The 12,049-nt window shown below is 56.9% G+C and carries 11 protein-coding genes and 1 pseudogene; 7 read left to right on the plus strand and 5 right to left on the minus strand.

The window, feature by feature from the left end:
* Positions 1-193: 193 nt before the first annotated feature.
* The 4 genes from H9L05_RS03735 to H9L05_RS03750 form a co-directional block, all read right to left on the minus strand.
* Positions 194-718: an ExbD/TolR family protein gene (locus H9L05_RS03735; RefSeq protein ID WP_187733081.1), complete on the minus strand. Its 525-nt coding sequence runs from the start codon at positions 716-718 to the stop codon at positions 194-196.
* Between the two features lie 81 nt (positions 719-799).
* The gene (locus tag H9L05_RS03740; RefSeq protein ID WP_223284714.1) at positions 800-2,383 is read right to left on the minus strand and encodes a tetratricopeptide repeat protein; all 1,584 of its coding nucleotides are present in this window, start codon (positions 2,381-2,383) and stop codon (positions 800-802) included.
* Entirely contained in the window at positions 2,341-2,532 is a 192-nt protein-coding gene (locus H9L05_RS03745; protein ID WP_187733082.1) for a hypothetical protein, read from the minus strand. Before H9L05_RS03745 ends, H9L05_RS03740 begins: the two co-directional genes overlap by 43 nt.
* Positions 2,533-2,843: 311 nt before the next feature.
* Positions 2,844-3,008, minus strand: a complete 165-nt coding sequence (locus H9L05_RS03750; RefSeq protein WP_187734368.1) for a hypothetical protein — start codon at positions 3,006-3,008, stop codon at positions 2,844-2,846.
* On the opposite strand from H9L05_RS03750, the gene H9L05_RS03755 reads away from it, so the two are divergent.
* The 4 genes from H9L05_RS03755 to H9L05_RS03770 all read left to right on the plus strand — a co-directional run bounded on the left by H9L05_RS03755 (position 2,949) and on the right by H9L05_RS03770 (position 6,683).
* Entirely contained in the window at positions 2,949-3,719 is a 771-nt protein-coding gene (locus H9L05_RS03755; protein WP_187733083.1) for a DUF3891 family protein, read from the plus strand. The two genes, H9L05_RS03750 and H9L05_RS03755, sit on opposite strands and share 60 nt — an antisense overlap.
* 263 nt (positions 3,720-3,982) lie before the next feature.
* Positions 3,983-4,774, plus strand: coding sequence for an SDR family NAD(P)-dependent oxidoreductase (locus tag H9L05_RS03760; RefSeq protein ID WP_187733084.1), 792 nt, complete (start codon positions 3,983-3,985; stop codon positions 4,772-4,774).
* A 107-nt stretch (positions 4,775-4,881) separates the two neighbouring features.
* Positions 4,882-5,475 (plus strand): hypothetical protein, encoded by a 594-nt coding sequence (locus H9L05_RS03765; RefSeq protein WP_187733085.1) that lies wholly within the window; start codon positions 4,882-4,884, stop codon positions 5,473-5,475.
* Positions 5,476-5,759: 284 nt separating this feature from the next.
* Positions 5,760-6,683 (plus strand): DUF2268 domain-containing putative Zn-dependent protease, encoded by a 924-nt coding sequence (locus H9L05_RS03770; RefSeq protein ID WP_187733086.1) that lies wholly within the window; start codon positions 5,760-5,762, stop codon positions 6,681-6,683.
* Between the two features lie 41 nt (positions 6,684-6,724).
* On the opposite strand, the pseudogene H9L05_RS26715 reads toward H9L05_RS03770, so the two are convergent.
* Positions 6,725-7,494 (minus strand): annotated as a pseudogene (locus tag H9L05_RS26715) (DUF72 domain-containing protein).
* 552 nt (positions 7,495-8,046) lie between these two features.
* Here H9L05_RS26715 and H9L05_RS03780 point away from each other — a divergent pair.
* The 3 genes from H9L05_RS03780 to H9L05_RS03790 are packed head-to-tail and all read left to right on the plus strand — an operon-like array spanning position 8,047 to position 11,937.
* Positions 8,047-8,691: a (2Fe-2S)-binding protein gene (locus H9L05_RS03780; protein WP_187733087.1), complete on the plus strand. Its 645-nt coding sequence runs from the start codon at positions 8,047-8,049 to the stop codon at positions 8,689-8,691.
* A 10-nt stretch (positions 8,692-8,701) separates the two neighbouring features.
* Entirely contained in the window at positions 8,702-9,682 is a 981-nt protein-coding gene (locus tag H9L05_RS03785) for an FAD binding domain-containing protein (protein ID WP_187733088.1), read from the plus strand.
* Positions 9,683-9,696: 14 nt separating this feature from the next.
* Positions 9,697-11,937: a xanthine dehydrogenase family protein molybdopterin-binding subunit gene (locus H9L05_RS03790; RefSeq protein WP_187733089.1), complete on the plus strand. Its 2,241-nt coding sequence runs from the start codon at positions 9,697-9,699 to the stop codon at positions 11,935-11,937.
* The last annotated feature ends 112 nt before the right edge of the window (positions 11,938-12,049 follow it).

A 12,049-nucleotide genomic window follows, 5' to 3' on the forward strand; every position in this document is an offset into this window, starting at 1 on the left:
AGGGAGCGGAAAAATTCGAAAAAAGCCCCCCACTAGCATCTTTACGGCAGATGCGCCCTTGCAGGCGAATACTTAATCAAACCAGCGCTGCGCAGTTGTGGTAGCAGCACTTGCTAGGCAGTGCTCAGTTAATGACTTACAAAAAAAGCCCCCAGAGACATTCTAGGGCCTTTTTTGTAACTAGAGTTCAAAGTTACAGGGCGTTTAGCTTCAGCAGCGCTCTGTCTTCTGCTGTAACATCAACCAAGGCGTACCGCTTCTGATTAGTAATTTCTATCTCATCTAATGCATCTACCATATCCTTGTATTTAGCATTAGCAGTCATCTTGAGATACACTACAGCAGTCGGGTTCACTCGCTGCAAATCAAGCAACACTTTCCTTAGTCCCTCCGGCCCGAGATTGGTAGTGTGCAGCTCTGGTCGTTCTCCAAAATCGCTATTTAGCCCAAAGAAATGATAGGCTTGGCCATTCTGACCTATAATCACAGTTAATACACTCCTACAAACAATCCCACCAAGCCTGTCTCCGCTACACGTAGGGCGCACAGGCGTGGCTAGCTTTATCATTGAGGGCTTAGCAAACTCACCCGCCATAATAAAAAACGTTACCAGCAGAAACCCCAACCCCACCATAGGAGTCATATCGGGCAGGAGCTTGCTACCGGATCGGCGGCCAGGCTTGCGGCGGTTTAGTGGGTTGTTGATGTTATCAGCCATAAAACAGCGGGACATAGTGGAATGCTAATGTAGCAACGCCGCTGTCTTCGTTCTTATTGCTGCGCCACTTTCCTGCGTGTTCTACTGCGCTATCGAGGCAATCAGCTTCGTATCGGCCCAATGCCAGGCTTTATCCAGCTCTTGCTTGATTTGCTGCGCTTTGGCCTTGTTGCCCGCGCCAAGATAGGCCTGATATAGCCCCGACAACGCCCAGCCATTGTGCGGCAGCCGCTCCAAATCCTGCTCATAGACCGCAATGGCCTCTTTGTATTGCTTATCGGCGAGCAGCACGGCGCCCAGCTGGTGCCGAACGGAGAAAAACCAATCGGGGGGCTCATTGTATTTGAGCGCATCTTCCAGCACTACGGCTTCGCGGAGCACGGCAATACTTTGGGCATGTTTGCCTTCGCCGTGTAGAATGGCGCCATCTAGCTCACGTTGGGCAATGTCGGTGATGGCGCGCATGGAGTTGATGCCAAACAGAACCGCCTTTAAGGTGGTATCCTGGCCGAGCACGCGCAGCTGTTCCAGCTCGCGGCGCGCATTTACGGTGTTCTTCTTACCGACCCACGCCATACCACGCGCATAGTGCCGAATGGCTTGCGGATACACCAGCGTTGTATCGAAGTTTTTCATGGCCAGCACCTCATCCCAGCGCCCAAACTTTACGGCCACATTGTAAGGAATAGTGTAAAAATGCTGCAATGACGGCCCCAGCACTGTGTTTTTCATCAGCGGCTTACTTACGTGGGCAGCCAGCTTGGCGGCTCCGCGCAGGGCCAACCGGCTGTTGCCCTCCAGCGTAGCCGTGGCCGTCAGGAAGTGGTAGTTGTGCGGATGATAAGCCAGCGGATAAGCGCCCTGGGCGTGGCAGGCGGCCGTGTAGCTGCTGTCGGCCTGTAGCGCTTCAAGATTAGCGAGGGTACCCTGGTGGTAAGCGCCGGTTCGGATATAGGTGTGCGAAGGCATGTGCAACAGATGCCCCGCGCCGGGCACTAGGTGAGTCAGCAGGTCGGCGCTTTTATTGGCCGCTTCGGGATGGGTAGACGCCTCGGTGGCGTGAATGTAGAAATGGTTGGCGCCGGCGTGGTTTGGATGACGCTTCAGCACTTGCTCCAAGGTGCTCACAATTTCGGCGGTCCAGGGCTGGGGCTGGCCGTTTTTCTGCCAGATGTCCCACGGGTGCAGGTTCATCACGGCCTCGGCATACATGGCCCCAATATCCGGGTCATCAGGAAATTGCTGATACACCATTTTTAGGGCCGCTGCATAGGCTTGGTCGTAACCAGACCGATCAGCGACCGGAGCGGGCGGGTAGCGCTTCACCAACGCCCCAATAAGCGCCTGCTCTTTCGGACTGGCAGTTGCCGCCAGCCGCTGCGCCTTCTGCACCGCCTGATATGCCCGGCTGAAATTGTCGGGCTCCATGCCCGCGTTATAGTTGGGGCCCAGCACGTAGCTAAAGCCCCAGTAGCCCATCGCGCAGGTAGAATCCTGACGGGTGACTTCGTGAAACGAGCGGGCTGCCTCGGCATGGTTGAACCCGTAAGCCAGCATCAGTCCTTGGTTGAAGTACTTAATGGCTTCCGGGTTTTTAGAACTGATCGGGAAGGCAATTCCTTCTAAACCAGGCAGCTGGGGGCTTTTTTGCCTGAGGCGTACCAAGCCGTATCTACTACCACGGGCGGCGCGCACATGGTAACCGAAACGGGCTGCGAGGCCGGGGAAACCCGGCGGGCGGTCTGCTCCTTGGTGGTGCAGCCAGCCCCTATTCCCAGCACGACAAGACCGACAGAAACAGTATATCTCAGCATACAATTGCTTGTTAAAATGAGACATGCCCGGAGGCTGCACAGCCATTTGCGCCGCTGGGGGCTTTTTCAGCATCCGCCGAACGCGCGTTCCTGAAGTCAGCGAAACAATCCTCTGTTGCTCAGCAGCGAATGACGTATTATTAAGTTACGAAACCTCGTAATTATCTGCAACAGAGCGCACTGCAAACTATGCAGCTTCTGCCCCCGAATCACGCGGAAAGGTGCTTGCGCCATCCGGCTAACCCGCAGACCGGCTAACGCACCCCGTATGGTGGAGCTTGCAACTGCCCTGTTTCTTCTCTAGCTTACTACTACAACGTCCACGCGCTCTGCTTGCCGGCGGCTTTGCCTTCGTAGCGCGGGGCTTGCGACAGCCGACGCCCGCTGTCATTCATTTGCTCGCTTTTCTCCTGACTATGATTGTTCGAGAAACGCCCTCCAGCTTTACCTGCATCGGCCAGCACGACCACGCACATATTTCCGGGGTTATGGCAGATCATTGGCTGGGCGTGTATTTTGGCGATGCATCGCGGCGGGATGATGTGACGCTGGCCGTGTATGAGCACGACCGGGCCTGGATTCCACTGGATGCCGAGCCGCTCTGGAACGAACAGACACAGGCGCCCTACTCCTTTCTCGACTTCCCGCCCGCACCCCGCCTCCATCACTACGAGCAGGGCATCACGGAGCTGGAAAACCTTTCGCCTTACGCTGGCCTGCTGTCCAGCCTGCACTACACTGGCTTTCCTGAAATGGCCAAACTAGCGGCGGGTCGAGAGTTTTTGCAACAGGAAGCAGGCCGCCAGCAGCGGCTCCGGCGGCAGTTGGGAATCAATGCCTCAGGGCAGACCACCCTCGATTTTCATGTGCAGCTGCTTAAGTTTCTCGACCGGTTGTCATTGTACCTGTGCATGAACGAGCCGGGCGCCGACAAAGAACACGAGCACCCGTGGTACAAAGGCGGCATTCCCTTCTCCGACTACTTCGACTTCACCGACCACCAGCTGATTCAAACCAAATGGGCTTCCAGGACCCAGGTGCAGGTCGTGCCGTTTCCCTTCGATGAGGCCTTTTGCGTGACGCTGCCTTGTAAAGAGCTGCGCAAAAACGAGTTGGCAGACGTTGGCTTAGCGGAGTGCTTTCAGCGTGCTCCCATCCAGAAACTGCCGGTCTGGATTACGGAATAAATATCTAGGTCAAACCAATGCCTGGGGGGCTTTTTTGCTCACTTCGTTGGCTAAAGGGAAAGGTGGCGTGGTTCGCAAAAAATCTAATCTCCCTTTTACAATCCTAAACTGAGTCTATTGAAGCAGGGAAAAGTAGCTTAAAGGCCAAAATACTACTCATAAACGCTAGCATATTTCCGACACCAGAAGCCACCTTTCTCAAATTACTTTGTCTGTTTATCAGTAACTTAAGGTTTAATAATTCACACTAACCCCTTTCAATTATGAACGACCAAACCGCTTTAATTACTGGTGCCTCCAGCGGCATTGGTTTCGAGCTGGCCCGGTGCTTCGCGCGCGACGATTACCGCGTCGTGCTGGTTGCCCGCCACCTCGATGAGTTGAAGGAGGCTGCCCGCCTGCTTCATCAGGAATTCGGAGGTGTTGACATTGTACTGCTGCCCTTCGACCTGAGCCATCCGCAAACCCCGGAGCTGATTTTTGCCGAAACCAACGAGCGGGGTCTGCAAATTGATGCGTTGGTAAACGATGCCGGCTTCGGCGAAACCGGCTACTTCACCGACACTGATATGGATACTGAGCTGAACATGATTCAGGTGAATGCGGCCGCGCTCGTGCACCTGACCAAGCTGTATCTGCGCGGTATGGTGGAGCGCAACTACGGCCGCATTTTGCAGCTGGGTTCTATTGCTTCGTTCTCGCCCAGCCCCTGCCAGGCCGTGTACGCCGCCACCAAGGCCTTCGTACTCAGCTTCACCGAGGCCGTGCAGCACGAGCTGAAGCAGCAGAAGTCGGCCGTTACGATGACCATTCTGTGCCCACCGCCCACCGATACCAATTTCTTCCACGTGGCTCACGCCGAGCATACCCGCGCCGCCAGCCACCCTGCTTCGGCCCGCGAAGTGGCCGAAGGAGGCTACGACGACATGATGGAGGGCGAAGCCCGCTCGCTGCCCACCGTCAGCGCCAAATTCAACTTTTTCTCCAGCCTGGTTCTCCCCGATTCTATGCTGGCCACCCTGATGAACACGCAGTTACAAAGTGCCAGACGCTAAACCATCCCTCCGCTGAAAACGCCTCCCAACCAATTCGGCCGGGGGCGTTTTTATTTGTACCAAAGGCTCACCCTAGCCTGCACCTCACTACCTACTATTTGAAAATAATGGATACCGATACCCCGCGCGTTTTTTCTGCCGATACCGAGGAGGCCTTATGGCAGCAGGTGACTGCCGATATTAATCAGCAAAGCGAGCTGTTTGAATACGATGCAGAGCTGGTGCAGGCGGGCTACCACATCCGCATGGCCATCGAGATTGACCTGGGGGGCGGTTTTGAGGGTGGTTTTGAAACCACGGCGTTTACCGCTTTAGTCCCCAACCACACGCCTCTGCGCTTTTCCATGCATGAGCAGGATTGGGTGCATGAGATTGGCAAATTACTCGGCCTCACTGACATAGAGCTGGGCGACCCGGAGCTGGACGCTACCTTTATCATCACCACCAACAGCGCCGAGGTGCTCCGCGACCTGCTGCTTTCCGACCCCGAGCTGCGCCAAACGCTGCTGCGCCACTCCACGGCGCGCCTGGCTCTTGCACCCACCTCCGAAAGCCCTGCCGCCGAGGTTTATCTGATGTTCACCAAGGACGCCGCCATCATAGATCCGGCCGAGCTGCGCGCAGTCTATCATCTCATGATCAGCTTGTTGCAGAAGATAGCCTCCCTGCCCATCCCCGCTCCCGACGCGCCGGTTCAGTAAGCGCTACCTGTATTTCCAGCTGCTTTTGCTCCCCTTGACCAGGAAGCTGACTGGTTATGCACTAGGCTGATCTGCTGTGAGCTGAACAAGCTGTATAAACCACTCGCGTGTATTGACTAAAGTGGGTTGAAAGGATAATTTAGCAGTATATCCTCTCCGCTATGGTCTCTTTTCTTCCCACTCCTGTTGTCAATACTGTCGCTGTTGGTTTCAGCCTTTTGCTTGGGTTGCATCATTCAGCAGCATTGCCTCCCGTTAGCCCTAGTATTTCAGTTAGTACTTCTTTGCCAGCGGCTAGCACCCTGTCTACGCCGGCGCCAAGCTACACGGTCATCGACCTGATGCCGGACTTCTGGAAGTTCTGGCAACAAGCCCAGGGCAAAGATGAGCAAACGCAGGTGCAGCTGTTCCGGCAGCTGGTCTCGAATCCTCATCCCGAAGTGTACAATAACAACGTACTCGGCGGCAGCCCCGACAAAACGTTTGATGACGACCTGCCGCAACGCTACCCGAAAATACTGGCTCTGGTGCAGCCCAGAATGGCCATCGTGGAGCGCCTGTCGAAGCAAATTGGCAAGGATCTGCCGCGCTACGAAAGCCGCTTCCGCCAGACCTTTCCCGACCTGAACTATACCGGCCGCATCTACTTCATGTATTCGCTGGGGGGCTTTGATGGCGGCACGCGCACCATAGAAGGCAAGCAGGCCTTGCTGTTTGGCCTCGATATGATGGCGTACGTGTATGGCGACGAAGCCGACCCCGAGCCCTTCTTCGACCACGAGCTATTCCATGTGTACCACTCGCAGTTTATGGAAGAAAATGACCAGCTCATCGCAGCGCTGTGGCGTGAGGGGCTGGCTACCTACGTGGCGCATGCTCTGAATCCCAAAGCTGCGGGTGTCGGTTTGTTTGGGCTGCCGCGCAACACCCCTGCGCGCACCCAAGCCGATTTGCCCCGCTACGCCCGGGAGCTGCACGCGGTATTAGGCTCCACTTCCAGCGAAGAGTATGCCCGCTACTTTTTGGGTGGGCGAGATGAACAAGCGCCTACGCCGGCCCGCTCTGGCTACTACATCGGCTACCTCGTAGCCGAAAAGCTGGCCAGGAAGCACTCGTTGCAGGAGTTAGCCCACGCCCCGTTAAGTAAGCTTCGCCCCGAGATAGAGCAGGCCCTAACCGAGCTGGAAACCCAGGCAGCCACTAAATAGCGCTTATGCAGGATTGCAGGCAATAAAAGCCCCCCAGCTTTTTAGGTAGCCGCAGGATCCGGGCTTGTGCTGCTTGCAGGCGTCACGTTTAGTATTTTCTGTAGCTCCTGCGCGTTCAGCACGCCGGCCCCACCAATGCCGTTGTTGAAGTAGATGTAGGCCTCCTTCACCGTGGGCTCAGCCTGAATTTCCTGGGCCACGCGCTGCAAAAACGCTTCATCGTACGGCGATGTGTACAGCACCGGCACACCATGAAAGCGGTAGTATACCTGCGGCGTGTTTACGATTACTTCATCGGGCAATGCGGCCGGGTAGCTTTGCCCGCAAAATGTGATGCCGTGACGCGTCAGCGCCCGCAGAATTTCGCCTTCCCACCAGCTTGGGTGCCGAAACTCCACCACGTTATGAAAATCAGGATCCAGCAGCTCCAGCATGCGCCCCAGCAATTCCTCGGTGTAGGCGGCTTTGGGGGCAATTGAAACAGAACCGGCCCCAGCTTTTCGCCTAGACCTTCGCGCACCGTGCCGTAGAAGTCGGCCAGCACGGGCGCCGCTTCGGCGTTGAACTTCTTGTAGTGCGTAACGGTGCGGGGGGCTTTTACGGCAAACCGAAAATCGGCCGGGCTCTGCCCAAACCAAGTTTCGAAGACCTTCAGCTCCGGCATGCGGTAGAAGGTCACGTTGACTTCCAGGGTATTAAAATGGGTGCAGTAATACGCAAACCACTTGCGCGGCGGCAGACCTTCAGGATAAAAAACGCCTTTCCAGTCGCGGTAGGAAAAGCCGGAGCAGCCAATGTAGTACGCGGGCATAACGGACAGAGTAGATAAGGTTGGCTTCTACGTAATTGCTGCGCTGTTACTCATCATTTGCCGATAGATTACCCGCCTCCCGTTTCCATCGGGCGCTCGTGCCGCTGGAGCGTTACGCCCTCGTTTAGCTTTGCCCTGAATTGAATGCTGGGGGCTTTTTCATCGAAAAATACTCAGCCATTTACCAGCCTCCCCCGTAAAACTCACGGCTGAGACAAGCGAAAATCATCTATTTTCAGATTATACTTAAGCTGTTCATCCACGCCGACAGGTAACTCATGAAATGAGCCCCTCAACGGGTTACCCTACTGAAACGCTGTTTTGAGTTAGTTGTCAAAGGATAAGCATGCGGTAGAGACGCAATATTTTGCGTCTCGCCGTTGCGAATGCGAGGCCGATGTCGTTCAACGACGAGACGCAAAATATTGCGTTTCGTCGTTGTTCTAATCAAATGGCTACTTTGTTTTTGCGCCCTGAGTTTATACACAGCAATTCATAAATAAACTCTCAGTCAGTAAACCCGCTGCGCTGAGTTATTAACCTGACCACATCATGGCAGACGATAATCCGGAAATCAACCTTTCAGAAGCAGGCGGCAGTCATAATGAGGCTCGGCGCACCTTTCTCAAACAATCCTCCCTGCTCACGGCTATGACGTTTGCGCCCGGCCCTATTGTGCAGGCCGCCGCAGCCCAATTCGACGAAAAAGTAGCAGCCGCTTTCGAGAAAGTGCCGCTGAAGCTGGAAGTGAACGGCGTAAAGCACAAGCTCTCCGTAGAGCCGCGCACCACCCTGCTCGACCTGCTGCGCGAACAGCTCCACCTCACCGGCACCAAGAAAGGCTGCGACTACGGACAGTGCGGCGCCTGCACGGTGCATGTAGATGGCAACCGCATCAACAGCTGCCTGACCCTGGCTGTGATGCAGGAAGGCCGCAAGATCACGACCATTGAGGGCTTGGCCAACGGCGACAACCTGCACCCCATGCAGGAAGCATTCCTGAAGCATGATGGCTTTCAGTGCGGCTACTGCACGCCCGGCCAGATTATGTCGGCGGTAGCTTGCATACGCGAGGGCCACGCCAACTCGGAGGGGGAAATCCGGGAGTTTATGAGCGGCAATATCTGCCGGTGTGGGGCCTACTCCAATATTGTGGCGGCCATTCAGGAAGTGAAAAACGGCGGCCAGAAGGTCTAACAGCGCAGCTATGAACCAGTTTCAATACGTACGGCCGACCAAGCAGAAAGCCGCCATCGACGCCCTGGCCAAAGACGCCAACGCCCAGTTTATTGCCGGCGGCACCAACCTGCTGGATTTGATGAAGCGCGGCGTAATTGCCTCCCAGAAGCTCATCGACATCAACCGGCTCCCGCTCACCAAAATTGAGAGTCAGAACGGCAGCCTTCGCATCGGCGCGCTGGCCCTGAACGGCCCTGTGGCCGAGGACAGGCTGGTGCTGGAGCGTCAGCCGCTGCTGGCCCAGGCCCTGAGTGCTGGTGCTTCGGCCCAGCTGCGCAACATGGCCACCGTGGGGGGCAATATGTTGCAGCGCACCCGCTGCCCCTACTTCTACGACACGGCCATGCCCTGCAACAAGCGCGAGCCCGGCACCGGCTGCGGCGCCCTGGAAGGCATCAACCGTATGCACGCCATTTTTGGCTTCTCGGATAAATGCATCGCTGTGCACCCCTCCGACATGAGCGTGGCCCTAGTGGCCCTGGACGCCACGGTGCTAGTCAGCGGCCCCAAAGGCGACCGGCGCATTCCCTTCAACGACTTCCACCGCCTGCCCGGCGACACGCCCCAAAAAGACACCAACCTCGAACAAGGCGAGCTAATCACAGCCGTGGAAATTCCAGATGCTCCTTTCACCAAGCACGTGAGCTACTACAAGGTACGTGAGCGGGCCTCCTACGCTTTCGCGCTGGTATCGGCCGCCGCTGCGCTGGAGTTGGATGGCACTACCATTAAATCGGCGCGGCTGGCCATGGGCGGCGTGGCGCACAAGCCCTGGCGCCTGACGGCGGCCGAGCAAGTATTAGTAGGCAAGCCCGCCACCGAGGAAACTTTCCGGCAAGCCGCAGAAGTAGCCATGCAAGGCGCTAAAGCCTTCAAGCACAACGCCTACAAGCTAAAGCTGGGGCCTAATACCATTATTCAGGCACTGAAAACCGCCGCGGCCGCTTAAGCCCTCTCGTATTTATGAAAACGCCAGAAAAGCAAATCGGAGCGCGGATGAACCGGGTGGATGGCCGCCAGAAAGTGACCGGCGCCGCTACCTACTCGGCCGAATACCAGCTGCCGGGTATCACCTACGCCGTGCTGGTGGGCAGCACCATCACCAAGGGCCGTATTACGTCCATCGACACCAAGGCGGCCGAACGGGCGCCGGGGGTGTTGGCCGTCATCACCCACTTCAACTCCCCCAAGGTGCCGGGCTTCGACACGGCGGGCAAGGATCCCTCGCAGCCAGCCACAGTGGGTGGCCCTATTAAGGTGTTCAAGGACGACAAAATCCGCTTTAATGACCAGCCTATTGCTATTGTTGTTGCCGATTCTTTGGAGCGGGCGCGTTTCGCTGCGGGCCTGGTAAAGGGGCAATACGCCCAGGAAAAGCACCAAACAAGCCTTGAAGCCGCCAAGTCGCAGGCTTTCCTGCCCACTTCCGCGAAGAAGAACCCGAAGCACCCCATGAATGACTACCAGCGCGGTCAGGTGGATGCCTATAAAACCGGCGCTATCAAGCTGGAAAGCGAGTACGTGGTGCCCACCGAGGTGCACCAGCCTATGGAGTTGCAGGCCATTACGGCTCACTGGGAGGCCCCCGACCGACTCACGATTTACGACAAGACCCAGGGCACGATGGCTACGCGCCGCGACTTTGCCCGCGAGTGGGGCTTGCCCGAGGAAAACGTGAAGGTGATTGCCACGTATGTGGGCGGCGCCTTTGGTAATGCCCTGCACAGCTGGCAGCACGAGTCGGCTGCCATCATTGCGGCCCGGGTGGTGAACCGACCCGTGAAGCTGATGCTCACCCGCGAGCAGATGTTTACCATGGTAGGCTACCGGCCCTATACTTGGCAGAAGCTGGGCATGAGCGCGACGCCTGACGGCAAAATCACGGCCATCACCCACGAGGCTATCGGCCAGACCTCTACTTTCGAAGAGTTTACGGAGTCGACGCTGGCGCAGACGCGCATGATGTATGAGTCACCCAACCTGACCACGCGTTACCGCATTGCCTCCCTGGACGTGAACTCGCCCATCTGGATGCGCGGCCCCGGCGAGGCTACCGGGGCGTTTGCCCTGGAGTCGGCCATGGACGAAATGGCCCACCTACTCAACATCGACCCCCTGGAGTTCCGCCTGCGCAACTACACTGAGCAGGACCCGGAGAAAAACCGGCCCTGGTCGAGTAAGTTTCTGAAGGAATGCTACCAACTCGGTGCCGAGCGCGTTGGCTGGAACAAGCGGCAGCTCAAACCCGGCTCGCTGCGCGACGGCGACTGGCTTATCGGCTACGGTATGGGTGTGGGCACGTTTGGGGCGCACCGGGGCTCCTCTAAAGCCAACATCCGTCTGCTGCCCAACGGCACCGTACTGCTGCAAAGCGCGGTCACCGACATTGGCCCCGGCACTGCCACGGCCATGACCCAGATTGCCGCCGACACGTTGGGGCTAGCGCCCGAGAAAATCAAGTTTGAACTAGGCAACTCCAACTTTGCGCAAGCACCCACGCAGGGCGGCTCGGCCATTGTGAACACCGTGGGCCCGGCCGTGCAGGAGGCCTGCCTAGCCTTGAAGGAGAAGCTGCGCACGCTGGCGGCTTCCAGCAATGCAGCCTTTGCCTCGGCCAAGAAGGAAGATGTGGTCTTCGCTGAGGGCTACCTTACGCTGAACGGCAACCCCGCGGCGCGCGTTCCCTTCGCCGACCTGCTTCAGCAGGTTGATGGGGGCTTTGTCACGGTAGAGTCGAAGCCCCAGGGCAATGCCTCCAAGAACTACTCCATGTACTCGTTTTCGGTACACTTTGCCGAGGTGAGAGTCCATGCTCTCACCGGGGAGGTGCGGGTAAGCAAGCTGGTGTCGTGCGCTGATGCTGGTACCATTGTGAATGAGAAAACTGCCGGCAACCAGATGAAAGGCGGCGCTGTGGGCGGTATTGGTATGGCCCTGATGGAGCACGCCATTATCGACGACCGTTTTGGCCGCTACATCACCAAGGACTTTGCCGACTACCACGTGCCGGTGCATGCCGACTCGCCGGACGTGCAGGTAGCATTCGTGAACAAGCCTGACCCGTATGTGAATGCCCTGGGCACCAAAGGCATCGGCGAAATTGCCATCATTGGAGTAGCGCCAGCCATTGCCAACGCCATTTTCAACGCCACGGGCAAACGCATCCGCGAGCTGCCCATCACCCCGGATAAGCTGCTGGTGTAGTTTCAGTGTAAAACGCGGCTGGGGGCTTTTTTATTAGTATCTACTAGTAAAAAAGCCCCCAGCTTTTATCTCGTCACTCCGGATATCACAATCAGCCAATAGAGGAAATATA

Origin of the sequence: Hymenobacter qilianensis (assembly GCF_014489555.1) — a bacterium.
Lineage (GTDB): Bacteria > Bacteroidota > Bacteroidia > Cytophagales > Hymenobacteraceae > Hymenobacter > Hymenobacter qilianensis.

Coding starts and splice junctions, on each gene's coding strand:
- H9L05_RS03735 (WP_187733081.1), bottom strand. CDS start 718: ATGGCTGATAACATCAACAACCCACTAAACCGCCGCAAGCCTGGCCGC.
- H9L05_RS03745 (WP_187733082.1), bottom strand. CDS start 2,532: ATGCTGAGATATACTGTTTCTGTCGGTCTTGTCGTGCTGGGAATAGGG.
- H9L05_RS03755 (WP_187733083.1), top strand. CDS start 2,949: ATGATTGTTCGAGAAACGCCCTCCAGCTTTACCTGCATCGGCCAGCAC.
- H9L05_RS03750 (WP_187734368.1), bottom strand. CDS start 3,008: ATGTGCGTGGTCGTGCTGGCCGATGCAGGTAAAGCTGGAGGGCGTTTC.
- H9L05_RS03760 (WP_187733084.1), top strand. CDS start 3,983: ATGAACGACCAAACCGCTTTAATTACTGGTGCCTCCAGCGGCATTGGT.
- H9L05_RS03765 (WP_187733085.1), top strand. CDS start 4,882: ATGGATACCGATACCCCGCGCGTTTTTTCTGCCGATACCGAGGAGGCC.
- H9L05_RS03780 (WP_187733087.1), top strand. CDS start 8,047: ATGGCAGACGATAATCCGGAAATCAACCTTTCAGAAGCAGGCGGCAGT.
- H9L05_RS03785 (WP_187733088.1), top strand. CDS start 8,702: ATGAACCAGTTTCAATACGTACGGCCGACCAAGCAGAAAGCCGCCATC.
- H9L05_RS03790 (WP_187733089.1), top strand. CDS start 9,697: ATGAAAACGCCAGAAAAGCAAATCGGAGCGCGGATGAACCGGGTGGAT.